Origin of the sequence: Phenylobacterium sp. (assembly GCF_013911965.1) — a bacterium.
In the GTDB taxonomy this organism is placed as follows: domain Bacteria; phylum Pseudomonadota; class Alphaproteobacteria; order Caulobacterales; family Caulobacteraceae; genus Phenylobacterium.
Map to the genome: position 1 here is coordinate 19141 of NZ_JACESE010000002.1, position 20981 is coordinate 40121.

At 70.2% G+C, this 20981-nt stretch carries 22 protein-coding genes, 1 tRNA gene and 1 pseudogene; 20 read left to right on the forward strand and 4 right to left on the reverse strand.

Annotated features, from left to right (window positions below):
* The first annotated feature begins 76 nt into the window (after positions 1-76).
* From H2041_RS01895 to H2041_RS01945, 11 genes are all read left to right on the forward strand, one after another.
* The gene (locus tag H2041_RS01895; protein ID WP_293408857.1) at positions 77-1027 is read left to right on the forward strand and encodes a VOC family protein; all 951 of its coding nucleotides are present in this window, start codon (positions 77-79) and stop codon (positions 1025-1027) included.
* Entirely contained in the window at positions 1024-1350 is a 327-nt protein-coding gene (locus tag H2041_RS01900; RefSeq protein ID WP_293408858.1) for a helix-turn-helix transcriptional regulator, read from the forward strand. Before H2041_RS01895 ends, H2041_RS01900 begins: the two co-directional genes overlap by 4 nt.
* Positions 1347-1811, forward strand: a complete 465-nt coding sequence (locus H2041_RS01905; RefSeq protein ID WP_293408860.1) for an SRPBCC family protein — start codon at positions 1347-1349, stop codon at positions 1809-1811. The genes H2041_RS01900 and H2041_RS01905 overlap by 4 nt, the downstream gene beginning before the upstream one ends.
* 106 nt (positions 1812-1917) lie before the next feature.
* The gene (locus H2041_RS01910) at positions 1918-3162 is read left to right on the forward strand and encodes a TCR/Tet family MFS transporter (RefSeq protein WP_293408861.1); all 1245 of its coding nucleotides are present in this window, start codon (positions 1918-1920) and stop codon (positions 3160-3162) included.
* Positions 3163-3247: 85 nt separating this feature from the next.
* The gene (locus tag H2041_RS01915; protein ID WP_293408863.1) at positions 3248-4663 is read left to right on the forward strand and encodes a Do family serine endopeptidase; all 1416 of its coding nucleotides are present in this window, start codon (positions 3248-3250) and stop codon (positions 4661-4663) included.
* Positions 4664-4702: 39 nt separating this feature from the next.
* Positions 4703-6004: a replication-associated recombination protein A gene (locus tag H2041_RS01920; protein ID WP_293408866.1), complete on the forward strand. Its 1302-nt coding sequence runs from the start codon at positions 4703-4705 to the stop codon at positions 6002-6004.
* 70 nt (positions 6005-6074) lie between these two features.
* Positions 6075-6518 (forward strand): hypothetical protein, encoded by a 444-nt coding sequence (locus tag H2041_RS01925; protein ID WP_293408868.1) that lies wholly within the window; start codon positions 6075-6077, stop codon positions 6516-6518.
* Between the two features lie 10 nt (positions 6519-6528).
* A complete protein-coding gene (locus tag H2041_RS01930) occupies positions 6529-7302 on the forward strand; it encodes an RluA family pseudouridine synthase (RefSeq protein ID WP_293408871.1) in 774 nt (257 codons plus the stop codon).
* 5 nt (positions 7303-7307) lie between these two features.
* Entirely contained in the window at positions 7308-7793 is a 486-nt protein-coding gene (locus H2041_RS01935) for a hypothetical protein (protein WP_293408873.1), read from the forward strand.
* Between the two features lie 45 nt (positions 7794-7838).
* On the forward strand, positions 7839-8219 hold the full coding sequence (crcB, locus tag H2041_RS01940; RefSeq protein ID WP_293408875.1) for a fluoride efflux transporter CrcB: 381 nt from the start codon (positions 7839-7841) through the stop codon (positions 8217-8219).
* On the forward strand, positions 8219-9205 hold the full coding sequence (locus H2041_RS01945; RefSeq protein ID WP_293408877.1) for an RluA family pseudouridine synthase: 987 nt from the start codon (positions 8219-8221) through the stop codon (positions 9203-9205). The genes crcB and H2041_RS01945 overlap by 1 nt, the downstream gene beginning before the upstream one ends.
* Here the strand turns inward: H2041_RS01945 and H2041_RS01950 are convergent.
* Both H2041_RS01950 and H2041_RS01955 read right to left on the reverse strand, forming a co-directional pair.
* Complete coding sequence (locus H2041_RS01950; RefSeq protein WP_293408880.1) at positions 9202-10485, reverse strand: DUF1501 domain-containing protein; 1284 nt, start codon at positions 10483-10485, stop codon at positions 9202-9204. The two genes, H2041_RS01945 and H2041_RS01950, sit on opposite strands and share 4 nt — an antisense overlap.
* Complete coding sequence (locus H2041_RS01955) at positions 10482-11888, reverse strand: DUF1800 domain-containing protein (protein WP_293408882.1); 1407 nt, start codon at positions 11886-11888, stop codon at positions 10482-10484. The genes H2041_RS01950 and H2041_RS01955 overlap by 4 nt, the downstream gene beginning before the upstream one ends.
* Before the next feature lie 84 nt (positions 11889-11972).
* Here H2041_RS01955 and H2041_RS01960 point away from each other — a divergent pair, with 84 nt between their 5' ends.
* The 4 genes from H2041_RS01960 (at position 11973) to H2041_RS01975 (ending at position 16432) form a co-directional block, all read left to right on the forward strand.
* Positions 11973-12704 (forward strand): ATP12 family chaperone protein, encoded by a 732-nt coding sequence (locus H2041_RS01960; protein WP_293408885.1) that lies wholly within the window; start codon positions 11973-11975, stop codon positions 12702-12704.
* 101 nt (positions 12705-12805) lie between these two features.
* Positions 12806-14332 carry an acyl-CoA carboxylase subunit beta gene (locus H2041_RS01965; RefSeq protein ID WP_293408888.1) on the forward strand — a complete coding sequence of 509 codons (1527 nt, stop codon included), beginning with the start codon at positions 12806-12808 and terminating at the stop codon, positions 14330-14332.
* Positions 14333-14442: 110 nt separating this feature from the next.
* Complete coding sequence (locus H2041_RS01970; RefSeq protein ID WP_293408890.1) at positions 14443-15579, forward strand: BON domain-containing protein; 1137 nt, start codon at positions 14443-14445, stop codon at positions 15577-15579.
* A 52-nt stretch (positions 15580-15631) separates the two neighbouring features.
* Positions 15632-16432, forward strand: coding sequence for an aminoglycoside phosphotransferase family protein (locus tag H2041_RS01975; RefSeq protein ID WP_293408893.1), 801 nt, complete (start codon positions 15632-15634; stop codon positions 16430-16432).
* On the opposite strand, the gene msrB is transcribed toward H2041_RS01975, so the two are convergent.
* Positions 16429-16920, reverse strand: coding sequence for a peptide-methionine (R)-S-oxide reductase MsrB (msrB, locus tag H2041_RS01980; protein ID WP_293408895.1), 492 nt, complete (start codon positions 16918-16920; stop codon positions 16429-16431). The two genes, H2041_RS01975 and msrB, sit on opposite strands and share 4 nt — an antisense overlap.
* Before the next feature lie 75 nt (positions 16921-16995).
* Here msrB and H2041_RS01985 point away from each other — a divergent pair, with 75 nt between their 5' ends.
* The 3 genes from H2041_RS01985 (at position 16996) to H2041_RS01995 (ending at position 19764) form a co-directional block, all read left to right on the forward strand.
* Positions 16996-17316 (forward strand): heavy metal-binding domain-containing protein, encoded by a 321-nt coding sequence (locus H2041_RS01985; protein ID WP_293408896.1) that lies wholly within the window; start codon positions 16996-16998, stop codon positions 17314-17316.
* Between the two features lie 11 nt (positions 17317-17327).
* Positions 17328-19307 (forward strand): acetyl/propionyl/methylcrotonyl-CoA carboxylase subunit alpha, encoded by a 1980-nt coding sequence (locus H2041_RS01990; RefSeq protein WP_293408897.1) that lies wholly within the window; start codon positions 17328-17330, stop codon positions 19305-19307.
* Between the two features lie 94 nt (positions 19308-19401).
* Positions 19402-19764 carry a PRC-barrel domain-containing protein gene (locus H2041_RS01995; RefSeq protein WP_293408898.1) on the forward strand — a complete coding sequence of 121 codons (363 nt, stop codon included), beginning with the start codon at positions 19402-19404 and terminating at the stop codon, positions 19762-19764.
* Here the strand turns inward: H2041_RS01995 and lipB are convergent.
* Positions 19761-20489, reverse strand: a complete 729-nt coding sequence (gene lipB, locus H2041_RS02000) for a lipoyl(octanoyl) transferase LipB (RefSeq protein WP_293408899.1) — start codon at positions 20487-20489, stop codon at positions 19761-19763. The two genes, H2041_RS01995 and lipB, sit on opposite strands and share 4 nt — an antisense overlap.
* Before the next feature lie 9 nt (positions 20490-20498).
* Here lipB and H2041_RS02005 point away from each other — a divergent pair.
* Positions 20499-20817, forward strand: a pseudogene (locus tag H2041_RS02005) (FliM/FliN family flagellar motor switch protein).
* 58 nt (positions 20818-20875) lie between these two features.
* Positions 20876-20960 (forward strand) — tRNA-Leu (locus H2041_RS02010).
* Positions 20961-20981: the final 21 nt, after the last annotated feature.

A 20981-nucleotide genomic window follows, 5' to 3' on the forward strand; every position in this document is an offset into this window, starting at 1 on the left:
AGTTCACGGGCGGGGAGGCTTGACGATATGATTGCAGAATGAGTTAAATATTGGAGATATCCGAAAGGACCTATCCATGACCCCCGCCGCCCGCCTCACATCCACCGTCGTCTGCCGTGACCCCAAGGCGTCGCTCGACTGGCTCGAACGCGCCTTCGGCTTCGAGGTCACGACCCTGCTTACGGACGCCGAAGGGCAGGTCGCCCACGCGGAGATGGGCTTCCACGGGGCGAGGATCGGCGTTGCGGGTGAGTGGTTTGGCGACATGCTGGGCCCGGCCGTCATGAAGAGTCCGGCCAGTCTGGACGGGCAGGGGACGCAGTTCTGCTGGATCGACCTGCCCGAGGGGTTCGACATCGACGCCCATTGCGAGCGGGCCCGCGCCGCCGGCGCCCGCATCACCCAGGCGCCCGAGGAGCAGTTCTACGGCGCACGCACCTACCGCGCCCTCGATCCGGACGGCCATGTCTGGAACTTCCGCCGCCATACGCGCGATGTGGCGGCGCAGGAGATCGAGGCCGCCACGGGTCTGACCTACGCCGTGGAGACGGCCGCCCCGGCGCCCGAGGCGCGCTCGCCCGTCACGCCCTATGTCTGCTACGCCGATCCGGCCGCCGCCTATGGCTGGCTGGAGGCGGCGTTCGGGCTCGAGCCCCACATCTATGTGACCGACGCCGCCGGCGGACTGGCGCACGCCGAGATGACGTTCCGCGGCCAGACCGTGGGGGTTTCCAAGGCCTGGTCCGAACGCCATGCCGCCCCGGGCGACGTGGCCGGCCGCAACACCCAGACCATCCATCTGCAACTGGACGACGGCATCGACGACCACCATGCCCGCGCCGTCGCCGCCGGCGCCGAGATCGTCCGGCCGCTGGAGACCCAGGCCTATGGCGACCGCACCTATCTGGCGCTCGACCTCGAAGGCCATGTCTGGTCCTTCGGCCAGACGGTGAAGCCCATGGGCGTGGCGCAGTGGGACGCCGAGCTTGGGACTGTGACCCTGCGCCGCCCCGCCGCGACCCGATGAGCGCCGCCCTCGATCGCACCCTCTCGGCCCTGGCCGATCCGCATCGCCGCCGGACCATCGAGCTGCTGCGCGAGCGGCCGCGTCCCGCCGGCGAACTGGCCCGCGAGGTCGGCCTCTCGGCGCCGGCCATGAGCCGCCACCTGAAGACCCTGCGCGAGTCCGGCCTCGTGGAGGAGAGCCATCCGCCGTTCGACGCCCGCCTGCGCGTCTACGCTCTGAAGCGTGAACCCATGGCCGATCTGATCGCCTGGCTGGAAGAGACCGAGAGGATGTGGAGCGAGCAGCTCCTGGCCTTCAAGACGCATCTGGAGCGCGAGGAATGACCTCCCGCGTCTATGTCGCCCTTCGCGTGGCGGCCTCTCCGGAACGCGCCTTCCAGGTCTTCACCGAGGAGATCGGCGCCTGGTGGAAGCCCAGCATGCTGTTCCAGACCACGCCGCGGGCGCCGGGGCGGCTCGCATTCGAGGGCGGGGAGGGCGGCCGCCTGACAGAGACCCTGGAGAACGGCAAGGTGTTCGAGATCGGCCGCATCCTGGCCTGGGAGCCGCCGGAGCGGCTGGTCTTCGCCTGGCGGCAGGCGAGCTTCCCGCCGGAGCTCACCACCGAGGTCGAGGTCCGCTTCGAGGACAAGGGCGGCGAGACGCGGGTCAGCGTCGAGCACCGCGGCTTCGACCGCGTCCCCGCCGGGAACGCGGCGCGCCACGGCTTCCCCGACCAGGTCCTGCTGATGCGTCTGGCGGAGTGGTGGCGCGAACTCCTGACCGCCATGGAGCGGCGGACTTGAGGTCGATTGTCCGGACCGCCGGCCTGGGCCATCCTCGCCGGCGGGAGAGGCCGGCCGGAGGGAGGCGTCGCAGAGCGGCGCAGCCGGGCGGCGGGGGAGGCGCGCAATGATCGGACAGACTTCAGGCCAAAGCGGCCGCCGCGCGGCGTTCGGCTTCATCTTCGCCACCGCCCTGATGAACGCCGTCTCCTTCGGACTCATCATCCCGGTCCTGCCCAACCTCATCAAGCAGTTCACCGGGGGCGACACGGCCCAGGCGGCCGAGTGGAACGTGATCTTCGCCGTCACCTGGGGGGCGATGCAGTTCGTCTGCGGTCCGCTGCTCGGGCTCCTGTCCGACCGGGTGGGACGGCGGCCGGTGCTGCTGCTGTCGGTTTTCGGTCTGGCGCTGGACTTCCTGATCATCGCCGTGGCGCCGAACCTCATCTGGCTGCTCGTCGGGCGGGTCCTGAACGGCATGACGGCGGCCAGCTTCTCCACCGCCAACGCCTATGTGGCCGACGTCACCCCGCCGGAGGGCCGCGCCAAGGCGTTCGGCCTGATGGGCTCGGCCTTCTCCTTCGGCTTCATGGTGGGCCCCGCCATCGGCGGAGCGCTGGGCGACATCGACCTGCGCCTGCCCTTCTATGTCGCCGCCGGCCTCTCCCTGGTGAACGGCTTCTACGGCCTGTTCGTCCTGCCGGAGTCCCTGCCGCCGGAGAAGCGGACGACCCGCTTCGACCTGGCTCGGGCCAACCCGCTCGGCTCCCTGCGCCTGCTGCGGTCCCACCCGGATCTGCTGGGACTCGCCACGATCGGCCTGTTGTTCCAGCTCGCCCACACGGTCCTGCCCGCCATCTTCGTCCTCTATACGGGCTATCGCTATGGCTGGAGCCCCTCGACCATGGGGCTGACCATGATGGCCACGGGCGTGGCCGGGGTGGTGGTGCAGATGTTCCTGGTCGGGCCGGTCGTGGCGCGGATCGGCGAACGGGGCGCGCTGCTGCTCGGCGCCGCCGGGGGCGCGGCGGGCTTCGCCTGGTACGGCTTCGCCCCGACCGGAACCCTCTATCTGGTCGGCGTGCCGATCTTCGCCCTGGTCGGCTTCCTGATGCCGGGGCTCCAGGGACTGATGACCCGGCGCGTGGCCCCGCACGAACAGGGTCAGCTGCAGGGCGCCAACCAGAGCCTGCAGGGCATCGCCTCCATGGCCGGACCGGCCCTGTTCGGCCTCACCTTCGCCTGGTCGATCCGGCATGCGGCGAGCCTGCAGGCGCCCGGCCTGGCCATCTATCTCGCCTCGGCCCTGCTGGCCGCGGCCTTCGTCCTGGGGAGCCGCGTGGCCCGCGCGCCTGTTCCCGTCCAGGCTTGACGGCCGGCGGGGGTGCTTTAGGCCGCCGTCATCTTTGCGCCCGAAACCTTCGCCAAACGGGCGTCGAACATTCGATGGAGGCTTCATGCGCGCCGTTCGCCTGCTGATCCCGACCCTCGTCCTGCTGGCGGCCTGTTCCGACCCGGCCAGCCGCAGCGAGGCCCAGCCGGCGCTCGCCCAGCCGACCCGCTCCCCGCCCGAGACGGCGGCGGACATGAAGACCTCCTTCGCGCCGGTGGTGAAGAAGGCCGCGCCGGCGGTGGTGAACATCTCCTCCCGACGGGTGGTGCGGCAGCAGGTCGACCCCTTCTGGGAGATGTTCGGCCTGGGCGCGCCCCGCGACCGGGTGGAGGGCTCCCTGGGGTCGGGCGTCATCGTCCGCTCCGACGGCGTCATCGTGACCAACAATCACGTGGTCGCCGGCGGCCAGGAGATCATCGTCGCGCTGGCCGACCGCCGGGAGTTCCCGGCCAAGCTGCTGCTGTCGGACGAGCGCACCGACCTCGCCGTGCTTCAGATCGACACGGGCGAGGAGCGCCTGCCGGTGCTGGCCATCGACGACACCTCCGACGCCGAGGTCGGCGACCTGGTGCTGGCCATCGGCAACCCCTTCGGCGTGGGGCAGACGGTGACCAACGGCATCATCTCGGCCCTGAACCGCACGGCCGATCCCAGCGGGGATGCGGCTTCCAGCTACATCCAGACCGATGCGGCCATCAATCCGGGCAATTCCGGCGGCGCCCTGGTGGACATGGACGGCGATCTGATCGGCATCAACAGCTTCATCGTCTCGCGCTCGGGCACCTCCTCGGGGGTGGGCTTCGCCATGCCGGCGGCCATGGTGCGCCGCGTTGTGGAGACCGCCGTCGGCGGCGGCCAGCGCGTGGTGCGCCCCTGGCTGGGCGCGCGGACCCAGGCGGTGACGGCCGACATCGCCCGCAGCATCGGCATGTCCGCGCCGCGGGGCGTGCTCGTCGCCGATGTCTGGCCGAACGGCCCGGCGGCGCGGGCCGGTCTGCGCCAGGGGGATGTGATCCTGACGGTCGATGGCCAGGCGATCACCGACGTCGGCGGTCTGAATTTCGCCGTTGGCGCCCGCCGGCCGGGCGAGAGCCTGCGCCTGGGCGTCCGGCGCGAGAGCGGCGGCGAGGCGACCCTCACCCTGCGCGCCGAACCGCCGCCGGCCACGCCCGCCCGCGACGAGCGCACCATCACCGGCCGCAACCCGTTCAGCGGCGCGACCGTGGTCAACCTCTCGCCCGCCGTGGCCGACGAGCTGGGCGTCGATCCCTTCCAGGGTCCCGGCGTGATGGTCGTCCGTGTGGGCCGCGGTTTCGCCATGAACGCCGGCCTGCGCCCGGGCGACATGGTGCGTTCGGTCAATGGGCGGCAGATCGACAGCGTCCGCGACCTGGCCGCCGTGCTGGACGCCGGCGCCGGCGCCTGGCAGGTGACGATCCAGCGCAACGGGCAGCAGATCACGGCCAACTTCCGGCTCTGACGGCGCGCGGCCGGCGGCCGGATTTGCTATGAGTCGCCCATGGCCGATCTCTTCGAAGCCGCCGGGCTGACCCCGCACGCGCCTGCGCCGCTCGCCGACCGGCTGCGGCCGCAGAGCCTTTCGGAGGTGGTCGGGCAGGATCACCTGCTGGGGCCCGAGGGTCCGATCGGCCGCATGGCCCAGGCCCACCGTCTGGCCTCCATGATCCTCTGGGGGCCGCCGGGCACGGGGAAGACGACCATCGCCCGCCTTCTGGCCAAGGCGGCCGGCTACGAGTTCCAGCAGCTCTCGGCGGTCTTCTCCGGCGTGGCCGACCTGAAGAAGGCTTTCGAGCAGGCCCGCGCGCGGCGGCTGGCCGGCCAGTCGACCCTGTTGTTCGTTGACGAGATCCACCGCTTCAACCGCGCCCAGCAGGACGGCTTCCTGCCCTTTGTGGAGGAGGGGATCGTCACCCTGGTGGGCGCCACCACCGAGAACCCGTCCTTCGAGCTCAACGGGGCGCTGCTGTCGCGCTGCCAGGTCTTCGTGCTCAAGCGCCTGGACGACGAGGCGCTGACGAGCCTGCTGGCCAAGGCCGAGGCGCACGAGGGACGGGAGCTGCCGCTGGAAGCCGAGGCGCGCGCCGCGCTCGTGGCCCTGGCGGACGGCGATGGCCGATACCTGCTGACGCTCGCCGAGACCCTGTTCAACATCGGCGCGGCCAAGCCTTTGTCGACCCAGGAACTTGGCCAGGTCCTGCAGAAGCGCAGCCCGGCCTACGACAAGGACCGGGAAGAGCACTACAACCTCATCTCGGCCCTCCATAAGTCGATCCGAGGCTCCGATCCGGACGCAGCCCTCTACTGGCTGGCGCGCATGCTCGGCGGCGGCGAGGACCCGCTCTACATCGCCCGGCGCCTGGTCCGGGCGGCGGCCGAGGATATCGGGGCGGCCGATCCCATGGCGCTGGTTCTCGCCAACGCCGCCAAGGACACCTACGACTTCCTGGGCAGTCCCGAGGGCGAGATCGCGCTCGCCCAGCTCGTGGTCCATCTGGCCACCGCGCCCAAGTCCAACGCCGTCTATATGGCCTTCAAGGCGGCCCAGCGCGCGGCGCGGGAGACCGGCTCCCTCATGCCCCCGGCCCATATCCGCAATGCGCCCACCAAGCTCATGAAGGACCTCGGCTACGGCAAGGGCTATGCCTACGACCACGACGTCGAGGGCGGCTTCTCAGGCCAGAATTACTTCCCCGACGAGATGGAGCGCCGGACCTTCTACGCCCCCAAGGGCGACGGGGCGGAACGGGAGATCAAGGCGCGCCTGGAACGCTGGCGTGCGGCGCGCGAGCAGCGCGGCTGAACTGACAAACCATTGTTCTTTCAAGGTGGCGAGCGTAGCCTGTCCCCAAGGTCGTTGGGGAGGAACGTCCATGTCTACCGAAACTGCGCCCCTGGCGCGCGGCGCGCCCTGGCATCTCTGGCTGGTGGCGGCCATCGCCATCCTCTGGAACGGTTATGGCGGCTACGACTATGTGATGAGCCAGCTTCAGGGGGCGGCCTACTACAGGCGACTTGGCATGACAGAGGCTCAGATCGCCTTCATGGCGGGCTATCCCGTCTGGATGGACGCCGTGTGGGCCGTCGGCGTCTGGTCCGCCGTCGCCGGCAGCGTGCTCCTGCTTCTGCGCTCCCGCTGGGCGCTCTCGGCCTTCGTGCTGTCCCTCGTCGGCTTCCTCGCCAGCTCGGCCTACGCGCTCGCCACCCCGGGCGGGGCGGCGGTCATAAGCCCCGTCATGTCGCTGGTGATCGCCGGCGGCTGCCTCTTCTTCATCTGGTATGCCTGGGCCATGTCCCGCGCGGGGGTTCTGCGCTAGACGCTTCGCCGTGAAGCCGCAGCGCACCATCCAGCTTTCGCCCGAGGAGATCGCCTTCGTCCGCGATCTCGTCCTCTTCGAGGATGCGCATATCCTGGCGCTCAACAAGCCCGCGGGCCTGTCGAGCCAGGGCGGCCGGGGACAGGTGCACACGCTGGACGAGCTGCTCTACGCCTTCGCCAAGCCCGGCAAGGCGCGGCCGCGGCTGATCCACCGCCTCGACCGCGACACCTCGGGCGTGATCCTCACCGCCAAGACGCAGCCGGCGGCCAGCGCGCTCGGCAAGGCGATGATGGGGCGGAAGGTCGCCAAGACCTATCTCGCCCTCGTCGCGCCCGGCGCGCCGAACCCGAAGGAGGGGAAGATCGAGCTTCCCCTGCGCCGCGAGGAGGCCGGCCGGGAGGCCTATATGCGCGTCTGCGAGGCCGATCATCCGGATGCAGAGGCGGCGCTCAGCCGTTATCGCACCCTGTCGGCGAACGAGACGGCGGCGCTCGTCGAGCTGCGGCCGGAGACGGGCCGCATGCATCAGCTGCGGGTCCACATGGCCAGCCTCGCGCGCCCGATCGCCGGCGACGTCCGCTATGGCGGCGCCCTGATGCTGGGGGGGCAGGCGGTGTCGCGCCTGATGCTGCACGCGACGGCGCTGACCTTTCCCCATCCGGGTGGCGGCCGAATGACCTTGCGCGCGCCGCCTCCGGCGGACTTTCAGGGCCTGGCCGAGGCCCTGGCTCTCGCGCCTGCCGCCGGCTGGGGGGAACAGGGGGCGCAAGCCGGCGTTTGAAGCCCATGCGCCGGCTTCTCGCCCCGATCGTCCTCGTCCTGGCCCTCTCGGCCTGCGCCACCGCGCCGAGCGCCTACGGTCCCGCCTACGGACCACGCAGCGCCGGCTACTCCGAGTACCGCATCGAGCCGGGGCGCTATCGCGTGATCTATCAGGGCGGCCCCGGCGCGCCGCCGCAACAGGTGGCCGACTACGCGCTGCTTCGCGCCGCCGACCTGACCCTGGAACAGGGTTACGACTGGTTCCGCATCACCGACCGCGCCACGGACGGCCGGCCCGACCGCGGACCGCGGCTGTCGCTCGGCACCGGCGGCGGCTCCTATGGCGGGCGGACCGCCGTGGGCATCGGGGTCGGGACGACCTTCTCGCTCGGCGGAGGCCCGGCGGTGGTCCAGAGCATCGAGGTCGTCATGGGGCGCGGCGAGCGGCCGCGCGATCCGAACGCCTACGACGCCCGCGCCGTCCACGAATCCCTGCGGCCGCGCACCTGACCGGCCGCCTCTAGGCGGGCGTCCCGGTCGGCGGCATAAGGGGCCATGGAAAAGCTTCTCCTCGTCGCCCTGGGCGGCGGCCTGGGCGCGGCGGCTCGCTACGGCCTGGGCGTCGTCACCCTGCGCCAGTTCGGCCCGGCCTGGCCCTATGGAACCTTCGCCGTCAACATCCTCGGCGGGCTGCTGATGGGGTTGCTGGCCGGCTGGCTCGCCCTGCGCGGCGGGCTGGAGCAGGAGCGGCTGCGCCTGCTGCTCGGCGTCGGCCTGCTGGGCGGCTTCACCACCTTCTCGGCCTTCTCGCTGGAGACCGCGCTGATGATCGAGCGCCGGGCGCTGGCGGCGGCCGGCGTCTATGCCGCGCTCTCGGTGGTCCTGTCGGTCGGCGCCCTGTTCGCCGGCCTCTATCTGGCCCGGAGGTTCGCCTGATGCGCGAGGTCCGCAACATCGTCGTCGATCCCGGCGAGGGCGGGGTGCGCCTGGACCGCTGGTTCCGCCGCCGCTGGCCGCACCTGACCCAGGGCCAGCTGCACAAGCTCATCCGTTCGGGCCAGGTGCGCGTGGACGGCGCCCGCGCCAAGCCCGATACGCGCCTCGACGGCGGCGAGACCGTCCGCGTGCCGCCCCTGCCGGATGCGCCGGAGAAGGGGGAGGGCCGCAAGCCCGGCCTGCACCCCCGGGACGCCGCCTTCGTCCGCGGCCTCGTCATCTACGAGGACGAGGAGGTGTTGGCGCTGAACAAGCCTTCCGGGCTCGCCGTCCAGGGCGGCACCAAGACCAAGAACCACATCGACCGCCTGCTCGGGGCCTGGGGCGAGGGGATGGAGCGACCGCGCCTCGTCCACCGCCTGGACCGCGACACCTCCGGCGTCCTGGTGCTGGGCAAGACGCCTCAGGCGGCCGCACGCCTCTCCGGCGCCTTCGCCCGACGCAAGGCGCAGAAGACGTACTGGGCCCTCGTCGCCGGCAATCCCAGGCCCACAGAAGGCGTGCTGGAGCTGCCGCTGGTGAAGAAGGGAGTCGGCGACCGCGAGATGGTTGTGCCGGCCGAGAAGGGCGATCCCAGGGCCGATCCGGCGGAGACGGAGTTCGTCACCATCTCGCGCGCCGGACCGCGGGCGGCCTGGATGGCCCTGCGGCCCCATACGGGCCGGACCCACCAGCTGCGGGCCCACATGCTGGCCATGGGCCATCCGATCCTGGGCGACCCCAAGTACCGCACCGAGGCCTCGGCCGAGCTCTCCGGCGACCTGAAGCTGCAGTTGCACGCCCGGCGGCTGGCCCTGCCGCATCCCTCCAGCGGCATGCTGATCCTGGAGGCGCCGCTCAGCCCGGAGATGAAGGCCGGCTTCGCCCGCTTCGGCTTCGACGAGCACGAGGCCGACCCCGAGCCCTTCGGCCGCAAGCGCCGCTAGACGAGGTTCTGAAGAGGGGGCGCGTTCGCGCTGTCGGGAAAGACGGTGGTGTCCAATGCGCGGCGGTCGACGCCCATGTGGTCGGCCAGCACGCCCTTGAACAGGCTGCGCAGGTCCAGGGTCGGCGCGAGATCGCGGTTCTCGTAGAGCTTGTTCTCCTGCAGGGTCGGCCAGTCGCCGATGATCCCGCCGCGCTTCAGCCCGCCGCCCAGCAGAAGGGCGGTCGAGGCGGTGCCGTGATCGGTGCCCGCGGTGCCATTGGTCCGGGCCGTGCGGCCGAACTCGGTGACCACCAGAACCGCCGTATCGGCCCACGTCTGCCCCAGCCCCGAGTGAAGGCCGTCCACAAGGGCGTCCAGATAGGTGAGCCGGGTCGCGAGCTGTCCCGCCTGGTTGGCGTGGGTGTCGAAGCCGTCCAGCGAAATGGCGACCATGTCGGCGCCTGCGTCCTGGAGCATGAGACCCGCGATCGTCTGTCCCAGCGTACGGGCGGCCTTGCGGTCGCTGCCGCTCATCGAGCGCGCCAGACGCGCGGAGTCCCGCGCCGAAACGCCGCGCGCCATGGCGGATTCCACGGCCGAGGCGTCGGCCGCTGTCTGCATCTCCGGATCGGGCGAGGCGAGCCGGCTCATGGCAGCCTGGACGGCGGCCTCAGTCTGCAGGCCCGTTCCAAAGGCCACGCTGAGCACAGGGTCGTCCTTGTAGAGGTCCTGGATCAGGGTCGGCAGCCGCGCCTCGGTCTCGACCACGCGGCCGGGCGACCAGGAGGCGGTGGGGACCGGGCCCCGGAGCACGAGCGGCGCCACGGGCCCCACAGACAGGCCCTCGGCCTTGTCACCCTTAGCCAGACTCGCCAGGGCGCGGTTCATCCAGCCGACCGCGGCGTCGTGACCGGCGCCGTTCTCCAGCTTGTCCTGCGCTTCGAAGTGCGACCGTATCCGGTCGGGCATGGCCACCGCCGGCGCGATGCGGGCCTGTCCCGTCTGAGCCATCCGGTGGATGGCGCTCAGCTGGGGATGGAGGCCGAAATCCCCGTCGAGCCGTAGGGCGTCGCCGGTGATCGCGAGGTCGCCCCGCAGGGGCACGTAGTTCGCATCACCGATCGGCGGGGTGACGGAGAGCCCGTCGGCCGCCCCGCGGCAGATGATGAGAACGAACCTGTTCCGCGTGCCGGCGGCGAAGGCGTTGGCGCCGATGAACTGCAGGCCAAGGCCCAGGCCGGCTGCGGCGAGGACGGTGCGGCGAGAGGGCGCGGGCGCGGCTGTGGGACCTGATCTCATCGCCGTTGGAACTCCGGGCTCATCAGCAGAAGGGCGAAGGCTTCGCCGCGAGATTCGGCGCGGCGGATGGCGGTGGCCGTCGAGCCGGAGAGGCGCGCTCCGAGCGCCTCTAGGGCCAGAAGGCTCGGATCGCGGTCGCCGACGGCCCGTGGGGCGAAGGCCTCGGTCCAGACCAGGCGCTTGATCATGCCGTCGGGCGTGGCCCAGGCGGCTTCCTCCTCGGGCCAGCCCTCGGGTGAGGGAGCGGAGAAGGGCTTCTGACCCATGGCGGTCAGAAGGGCGAGTTGCTTGATGTCCCTCGGCGCGGCCCCGGCTGCGCGCCAGGAAGAGACCATGAATTCGTAGGGCGTCTTGAACTTCCGGGGCGTCGGGTCCCACGCCTCGGGCGCCCCGACCAGGGCGCGCGCCACCTGATCAAGGGCGCCGTCGGTGTCCATCCACGTCCGCTCCAGGCGACGGACGAGGGCCTCCGGCGGATCGTCGGCGACGAAGTGGCGAGCGATTCTCCACGAGACGAACCGCGCCGTCTGGGGCTTTGACGCCAGGTCGCTCAGGATGGCGACGGCCTGGTTCTCGCCCGACTGCGCGTAGCGCACGCCCATGACCTCTCGCTCGCCAGGTTCGTGGGCGGCCGGGCGAAAGCGCGGCTGACCCGCCGATTCGGAGGCCGTCAGACGCTCGAAGCTGATCCCCGTCAGCGCCCGCGCGAACTCCGTGACGTCGGCCTGGCTGTATCCGCCGTTCACGCCCACTGTGTGCAGCTCCAGGATCTCTCGGGCGAGGTTCTCATTCAGGCCGGGCAGGCGTCCGTTCGGGGCTTTGGCGCGCCGTTGTGCGAAGAGGCTATTGGGCCCCACCGAGCGGTCCTGGTTCAGATAGATCAGCATGGCCGGGTGGGTCTCGGCCGACAGCAGGAGGTCCCGGAAGGCGCCGAAGACGTAGGGCCTCAGGGCGAGGTCCTCATAGGGGCCGATCGTGGCCGCGCTGATGATGTTTCCTTGGCCGACGGTGAAATGATTTGACCAGAAGAGGACCCATCGCTCGGCGAAAGCCTGTGGCGTGTTCGCCGCATTCGCGGTCCGCACCAGAACGTCGTTCGTCACGTCGTCCTGCAACTTGCGGCGCCGCTCGTTCGTGATTAGCCGAAGCTCCTCGGCCTCGTTGGCCCGCGCGCGGCTGGCTTCGAGGGCGTCCTTGCGGGCGGCGCCGAAGGCGCGAATGGCCTCGAGCCGGCGTTCGGGCAGCGCAAAGGTCTGCGGCCGATCGGAAGCCGAGGTTGAGATCTGGTCGGCCAGAAAACCCTGGGGATCACTGCGGGCGGCGGCGATTTCGCCGGGGCGGGCGCCGAGGCCGAAACGCGTGGCCGCGATGGCGGCCTGGAGATCACGGTCGGGCAGGGCCATCGGGCGCCTCCTTGCGCGTGAGAGCCGGAACCCCCATTCCACAGACCTCCGCGATGGATTCCGTCGCTGGAAAAGGAGTCGATTTTGAGACGCGGATTTCAAGAGCCCGTGGAGAAGCCGCGGCGGTTTTACAAGACGGTGAGCGTGACGGAGGCTGAGTCCGGCTTCGCCGTCCTGCTCGACCAGCGCCAGGTGCGGGCGCCGGGCGGGCGCCAGCTCGTGCTGCCGACGCGGGCCCTGGCCGACATGGTCGCGCAGGAGTGGGCCGACCAGGGCGAGACGCTGGAAGTGGCGGAGATGCACGCCACGCGCCTGGCCAACACCGCCATCGAGTCGGTTCCCAAGGCGCGCGAGGCGACAGCCCGGTCCGTGGCCGACTATGCCGGCTCCGACCTGCTCTGCTATTTCGCCGAGGAGCCTCAGGCCCTGGTGGAGCGCCAGAACGCCCACTGGGGGCCGATGATCGACCGCGCCGAGCGGGAGATCGCCCTGGTCTTCGCCCGCGCCGCCGGCATCGTCCACCGGTCTCAGCCGGAGGAGACGCTGGAGAAGATCAAGGCCCTGGCGCTCGAGCTTGACGATTTCCGCCTGACCGGCCTGGCCTATGGATCGGCCCTGTTCGGTTCGGCCATTCTCGCCCTCGCGCTCCAGCGGGGCTGGATCGACGGGCGCCAGGCGCTGGAGCTCTCCAGGCTCGACGAGGCCTACCAGGAAGAGAAGTGGGGGATCGACGCCGAGGCCGCCGAGCGAACCGCCAGACTGCTGGTCGAGGCGCAGATGCTGGAACGGTGGTTCAAGGCGCTGGACCGGCGCTGAGGCCCTTGCGGCGCCTGCCCCGGCGTGAACTTGCCACCCCTCGCGCGCCCCATTACGGCTGAACGGTCGGCGACCAAGAACAGACAGAGGGAGACGCGCCTTTGAAAGAGATCCTGGAGCAGCTTGAGGCGAAGCGTCAGACGGCGCGCGCCGGCGGCGGCCAAAAGCGCATCGACGCCCAGCACGCCAAGGGCAAGCTGACGGCGCGCGAGCGGATCGACCTCTTGCTCGACGAGGGCTCCTTCGAGGAGTTCGACATGTTCGTCGAGCATCGCGCCACCGACTTCGGCATGGCCGATCAGAAGGTGCCGGGCGACGGCGTGGTCACCGGCTGGGGCACGATCAACGGCCGCACCGTCTTTGTCTTCTCCAAGGATTTCACGGTCTTCGGCGGATCTCTTTCGAGCGCGCATGCGCAGAAGATCCTGAAGGTGCAGCGCCAGGCCCTGAAGATGGGCGCGCCGATCATCGGCCTCTTCGACGCCGGCGGCGCTCGCATCCAGGAAGGCGTCGACTCGCTCGCCGGCTATGCCGACATCTTCCTCGAGAACACCCTGGCCTCGGGCGTCATCCCGCAGATCGCCGTCATCATGGGCCCCTGCGCCGGCGGCGACGTCTATTCCCCGGCCATCATGGACTTCATCTTCATGGTGAAGGACACGAGCTACATGTATGTGACCGGCCCGGACGTGGTGAAGACGGTCACCCACGAGGACGTCAGCCACGAGGACCTGGGCGGCTACCGCGTCCATGCGCTCAAGTCCGGCGTCGCCGACGGCGCCTTCGAGAACGATCTCGAGGCCCTGACCCAGGTGCGCCGTCTGATCGACTTCCTGCCGCTCTCCAACCGCGAAAAGCCGCCCGAGCGCGAGAGCTTCGACGAGCCCGAGCGGGAGGAGCCGAGCCTCGACACCCTGGTGCCGGCCAATCCGAACAAGCCCTACGACATGAAGGAGCTGATCTCGAAGGTCGTCGACGAAGCCGACTTCTTCGAGATCTCGCCGGACTTCGCCAAGAACATCGTCTGCGGCTTTGCGCGCATGGAGGGCCGCACCGTCGGCGTGGTGGCCAATCAGCCCCAGGTGCTGGCCGGCGTGCTCGACATCGACGCCAGCCGCAAGGCCGCGCGTTTCGTGCGCTTCTGCGACGCCTTTTCCATCCCGCTCATCACCTTCGTCGACGTCCCGGGCTTCATGCCCGGAACCCGGCAGGAGCAGGGCGGCCTGATCCGCCACGGGGCGAAGCTGCTCTTCGCCTATGCGGAAGCCACGGTGCCGAAGCTGACGGTGATCACCCGCAAGGCCTATGGCGGCGCCTATGACGTGATGAGCTCCAAGCACATCCGCGGCGACCTCAACTACGCCTGGCCCACGGCCGAGATCGCCGTGATGGGGTCGAAGGGGGCCGTCGAGATCATCTTCCGCAACCAGACGGCCGACGAACTGGTCGCCCGGGAGGCGGAGTACAAGGAGCGCTTCGCCAACCCCTTCGTCGCCGCCAGCCGCGGCTACATCGACGACGTGATCATGCCGCATGGCACCCGCCGTCGTCTGGTGCGCGGTCTGAGGAGCCTGCAGGGCAAGAGCCTGCAGAACCCGTGGAAGAAGCACGACAACATTCCGCTTTGAAATCGTCGCCTTAAGGTCCGCTTCAGCTCGGAACCGCCGACCCGGTCTCCGGTTTCTCAACTCAAGGGTACGCAAGCCCGCGACCACGAAACCGAACGGGAGAACGAGCTATGGCCGACAGGTGGACCGACGAACAGGATCGCCGCATGCGGGACCGCGACTGGGGGCGCTCCGAGCGCTACGGCCGGCGCGGCGGCGGCGGCGGACGCGGTTTCCAGACGTGGGAAGACCGCAGCTTCTCGCCCAGCGGCGGCTACCAGTCCGAACGCTATGGCGACTACACGGAGGCCGGCGCGCGCTACAATCAGGATAGCGGGGCCCGGTTCGAGCCGGGTCCGGTGTTCGGCGAGAGCGAAACCGGGTCGAGCTATCGCCATCCCGCCGCCACCACCGAGAGCGCCGGCAGGGGCTCCGGCCGCGACCAGGGTCGCAGGGACTATGGCCGCAGCGGCCGCGGCGGCCAGGATCTCGGCCGCGGCGCCTATGGCGGCGAAGCCTATGGGGCCGGCAGCTACGGCGGCGGCTATTCCGGCGACCAGGGCGAGTACGGCCGCCAGCGCGGCGATTACCGCGACTATCGGGAGTACGGCGATTTCGGCAACGCCTCGAGCGGCTATTCGGCCGGCGGCGAAGACCGCGACCGCCTCTATGGCGAGGGCTATTTCGGCCAGGAAGGCTACGCCATGCAGCGTGGGGGTTTCGGCGGCCGCGGCTACGAGGGCTATGACAGCCCGACGTGGCGGGGTTCGTCGCCGGACGAGGCCTATCGCCGCGCCTATGGCGGTGAGCGCAGCGGGGAGCGGCGCGGCCGCTACGACGAGGATCGCGGCTTCTGGGATCGCGCCAGCGACGAGGTCGCCTCCTGGTTCGGCGATCGCGACGCCGAGCGCCGTCGCCGCTACGACGAGACGCGCAGCCATCGCGGCCGTGGGCCCAAGGGGTACCAGCGGTCGGACGAGCGGATCAGCGATGAAGTCCACCACCGCCTGACCGAGGACGCCTGGCTCGACGCCAGCGACATCGATGTCGAGGTGAAGGATGGGGAAGTCACCCTGACGGGCCGCGTCGACGACCGCCGCGCCAAGCACCGCGCCGAGCACTGCGTCGAGGACGTCCTGGGCGTGAAGCACGTGCAGAACAATCTCCGCGTCCAGGAACGGGTGAACGAGTCCTCGGCGATCACCGGCCAGCAGGGCCGGATGGCCACCAACTCCACCCTGGCCAAGACCACCGACGGCAAGGAGTAGTCCGCGCCGACGCGCCGATGACGGCGCGCCTGAAGGGGCCTAGGCTCGGCCGATGAGGCTGGATCTGGCGCCCTTCGCACCCTGGCTCGCCCTCTGGGACCTGGTTCCGGAGGGCGAAGTCGTGTCGATGCCGCTCACCGGCTCGCGCCTCCTGCCGGTCTCCGCCGGCGGCCGGCCGGCCATGCTGAAGCTCGCCGCTTCCGCCGACGAGCGCCGCGGGGCCGAGGTCATGGCCTGGTGGGCCGGGGAGGGCGCCGCACCGGTCCTCGCCCATGCCGAGGAGGCGCTGCTGATGGCGCGGGCGGAAGGGAAAGGATCGCTCGTCGATCTGGTGAAAAGCGGCGGCGACGCGGCCGCCATGGGCATCCTCTGCGAAGCGATCGACAGGCTGCATGGGCCGCGGCAGGCGCCGCCTCCGGCGCTGCCGCCGCTCAGCCGCCTCTTCCGGGCCCTGGAGGAGTCCGTCGATCCCCGGCTGGCCGGGCCGCGGCGGACCGCGGCGCGACTCCTGGCGGACCAGCGTGACCTGGTCGTGCTCCACGGCGATCTCCACCACGACAACGTGCTGGACTTCGGCTCCCTCGGCTGGCGGGCCATCGATCCGTGGGGCTATGTGGGCGAACGCGCCTACGACTACGCCAACCTCTTCCGCAATCCGGACGCGGCCAGCCTGACGCCGGAACGGACGGCCGCCCGCCTCGATCAGGTGTCGAGCCTCGCCGGTCTCCGCCGCGAGCGTCTGCTCGAGTGGATCTACGCCCACGCCGGGCTGTCGGCGGCATGGGACGAGGCGGACGGCGAGGAGGCCGAGCGATCCTGGGCCGTCCTGCGGATCGTCGAGCCGATGCTCTAGGCCGTTTCGGCCAGGTGAGTGTTGTCCCCGCGGTGCAGGGGATCGCGCAGGGGCTCGCCGTGCGCCACGAACTCCAGCGACACCGAATTGATGCAGTAGCGCAGGCCCGTCGGCCGCGGACCGTCGGGGAAGACGTGGCCCTGATGGCTGTCGCAGCGGGCGCAGCGGGTCTCGATGCGGATCATGCCGTAGCTCACGTCCCGCACGCCGACCACGTGGGCCTCGTTGTACGGCGCGAAGAAGGACGGCCAGCCCGTGCCGCTCTCGAACTTGGTGTGGGCCTGGAAGAGGGGCAGGCCGCAGAGGCGGCAGCAATAGACCCCGTCCTCCTTGTTATCGAGCAGGCCGCCGCAGAACGGCGCCTCCGTGCCATGGCGCAGCAGGACCTCGGCCTCCTCGGGCGTCAGATCCGCTTCCAGGGCCTTGCGTTCCGCAGGGTCGGGCGGGGTGAGATCGAAGGTGGTCGGGGAGTCGGCTGGCTTGGTCATGTCCTCCAATCTAAGGTTCGCCCCGACCGTTCGGAAGGACCCCCGCAAGCGGGGCCAAGTCGGGAGAGCCAGGAAATGATCACCGCCACCACCCCCACGCTCGCCGAGCGCGAGGTCGAGCGCACGCTGGGCGTCGTCACCGGCGAAGCCATCATCGGGGCCCATATCTTCCGCGACTTCTTCGCCGGCATCACCAACATCATCGGCGGCCGGGCCGGCGGCTATGAGAAGGCGCTGCGCGAGGCCCGCGACATCGCGCTGAAGGAGATGGCGGACGAGGCCCGCAGCCTCGGCGCCGACGCCGTGATCGGCGTCGACCTCGACTACGAGACCCTGGGCGTGGAGAACGGGATGCTGATGGTCAGCGCCTCCGGCACGGCGGTGAAGCTGCGTTGAGCCAGGTGTCCATGTTTTCCAAGATTCTGATCGCCAACCGCGGCGAGATCGCCGTCCGCATCATCAAGACCTGCCGCCGCCTGGGGATCGCCACGGTGGTCGTCTATTCGGAGGCCGACGCCGACTCCCTGGCCGTGGAGATGGCCGACGAGGCGGTCTTCATCGGCCCGGCCCCGGCGGCCGAGAGCTACCTCGTGGCCGACAAGATCGTCGCCGCCTGCCGCGAGACGGGCGCCCAGGCGGTCCATCCCGGCTTCGGATTCCTGTCGGAGAACGCCGGCTTTGCGCGGCGTCTCGCCCAGGAAGGCATCGTCTTCATCGGCCCGAACCCCGACGCCATCGCCGCCATGGGCGACAAGATCGAGAGCAAGAAGTTCGCGGCCAGGGCCGGCGTCTCGACCGTGCCTGGCCATGTGGGCGAGATCGAGGACACCGCCCACGCCGTGACGATCTCCGAAGAGATCGGCTACCCGGTGATGATCAAGGCCTCCGCCGGCGGCGGCGGCAAGGGCATCCGGGTCGCCTGGAACCGCAAGGACGTGGAGGAGGGCTTTCCCGCCGTCCGCGCCGAGGCCAAGGCGAGCTTCGGCGACGACCGCATCTTCATCGAGAAGTTCATCGAGAGCCCCCGCCACATCGAGATCCAGGTGCTGGGCGACAAGCACGGTCATGTGGTCCACCTGTTCGAGCGCGAATGCTCGATCCAGCGGCGCAACCAGAAGGTCATCGAGGAGGCCCCGAGCCCGCTCCTGGACGAGGCCACGCGCAAGGCCATGGGCGATCAGGCCGTCGCGCTGGCCAAGGCGGTCGGCTACGATTCCGCCGGCACCGTGGAGTTCGTCGCCGGCCAGGACCGCAGCTTCTTCTTCCTGGAAATGAACACGCGCCTGCAGGTCGAGCACCCGGTCACCGAACTGATCACCGGGGTCGACCTGGTGGAGCAGATGATCCGCGTCGCCGCCGGCGAGCCGCTGCCGTTCGCGCAAGCCGACCTGAAGATCGACGGCTGGGCTGTCGAGAGCCGCATCTATGCCGAGGACCCCTATCGCGGCTTCCTGCCCTCGATCGGCCGCCTCGTCCGGTACAGCCCGCCGCCGGAAGGCCGGGTCGAAGGCGCGGTGGTGCGCAACGACGCGGGCGTGCGCGAGGGCGACGAGATCTCGATGTTCTACGACCCGATGATCTCCAAGCTGTCCACCTGGGGGCGGACGCGGGAGGCCGCCATCGACGCCATGGGAGAGGCGCTGGAGCGCTTCCATATCGAGGGTCTGGGCCACAACGTGCCCTTCCTGTCGGCCGTCATGGACGAACCCCGCTTCCGCTCGGGCAAGCTCGCCACCAGCTACATCAAGGACCAGTATCCGGAGGGTTTCCGGGGCGTTGAGCCGGATTCCTTCCAGACGGACCTCTTCATCGCCGCAGCCTGCGCCATGCACCAGACGCTGAGCGACCGGGCCTGGCCGGGCCGGGGCCGGGGCGACTGGATCGTCAATCTGGGCGGCGCGGACCATCCCGTCCGGCTCAGCGGCGACGGCCGTTCCTGGGCGCTGGAACTGACCGATGAGGGCCGCGCCCTGACGCTGTCGGACGTGGACTGGAAGCCGGGGCGGCCGACCTTCTCGGCCGTCCTGGAGGGCCGGCCCTTCACCGCCCAGGTGCGTCCGGCCGCGGAAGGCTTCGTCATCCGCCACCGGGCCGCGGAGGCCCGCGTGCTGGTCCTCACGCCCGTCTCGGCCGCCCTGCACAAGCGCCTGCCGCCGAAGAAGGCGGCCGACACGGCCAAGCTCGTCCTCTCCCCCATGCCGGGCCTGGTGGTGAGCCTGTCCGTCGTCGAAGGGCAGGAGGTCAAGAGCGGCGAGACCGTCGCCGTCATCGAGGCCATGAAGATGCAGAACATCATCCGCGCCGAGCGGGACGGGGTGGTGAAGTCCGTGGGGCCCAAGGAGGGCGACTCCGTCGCCGCCGACGAGGTCCTGGTGGAGTTCGCCTGAGGCGGGGCAGGCGGCGGCGGGACGCCTTGGCCTTGGGAACGGAAGTCCTTCGGCCCGGTTCTCCAGGGCGCGACAACAATCTGGAGAGACCCCGATGGCCAAGGATCCCGCCGACCGCACCGACATGCGCCTGATCGCCGCCGACAAGGTGGAGGGCGTCAGCGTCTACAACCCCGAGGGGGAAAAGCTCGGCGCCGTCGAGAACATCTTCATCGACAAGATCTCGGGTCAGGCCGAGTTCGCCACGCTCGCCTTCGGCGGCATGCTCGGCATGGGCGAGAAGCACTATCCGCTGCCCTGGTCGGTCCTGACCTACGACACCGCCCAGGACGGCTTCGTGGTCGACCTGGACAAGGAAACCCTGAAGAACGCCCCCGGCTATGACGAGGCCCGGCTGAACGAGCCGGACTATGGCTGGCGCGAAGAGGTCAGCGGCTACTACGGCGCCTCGATCTAGGATGCAGGCGGTTCGGCCTGGGCGACCGGGCCGAACACGTCCTCGAAGCTGCCGCGCAGGGCCGCGTCGGCCTCGTCCATGGTGACCGGCAGGCCGAGGTCGACCAGGCTCGTGACGCCATGTTCGGTGACCCCGCAGGGCACGATGCCGCCGAAGTGGGAGAGGTCCGGCTCGACGTTGAGCGAGACGCCGTGGAAGGACACCCACCGCCGCAGCTTCACGCCGATGGCGGCGATCTTGTCCTCCTGCGGCGGGACGCCCGGCGAGCGCCGCTCGACCCAGACGCCCACCCGGCCTTCGCGGATCTGTCCCTCCACGTTGAAGCGGGCGAGCGCCCCGATCACCCAGGCCTCCAGCGCTGCGACGAATGCCCGCACGTCCCGGCGGCGGCGCGTCAGGTCGAGCATGACATAGGCCACCCGCTGACCCGGGCCGTGATAGGTGAACTGGCCGCCGCGGCCGCTCTGGAAGACGGGAAACCGCTCGGGCTCCAGCAGGTCGCCCGGGCGGGCCGAAACGCCGGCGGTATAGAGCGGCGGATGCTCCAGGAGCCAGACGAGCTCTCCCGCGCGGCCTTCGGCGATGGCGGCGGCGCGGGCTTCCATGGCCGTCACCGCCGCTTCGTAGCCGACCTGACCCGACGAGACCGCCCAGCCGGCCGGCGCGCCGTCTTCACGCCCAAAGAGCGGTGCGGGGGGCGCGGCGTTTAACGAGCGGTCAAGCATGATGCCTCAATGTGGGAACCCAGGCCGCCCGGCGCAAAGCCGGCGCGGCGGTGGTGTGTCCAGGGGTGTTGGTGTGTCCAGTCAGGTCCACTCGGTCAATGTCGAGATCTCCGTTGTGCTCGGCCGGGCGTCGCTGCCGATGCAGCAGCTGCTGCGCATGGGTCGTGGGGCGGTGATTCCGCTCGACGCCACCGTGAACGAAGAGGTCTGGATCCTGGCCAACAACCATCCGGTGGCCCGGGGCGAGATTCAGATCAGCGACGAGAAGATCGCCATCGCCGTCACGCGCGAGGCCAATGTCTTCGACTTCATGGCCGGCGGCGCCTGAGGCGAAACACCGCTTCACAAACGCGCGGCGGTTTGCTACCCCCCGCGCCTCACCACGAGCGGTCGTGGCGGAATTGGTAGACGCGCAGCGTTGAGGTCGCTGTGGGGCAACCCGTGGAAGTTCGAGTCTTCTCGACCGCACCAGTGAATCAGGATCATCAGCAA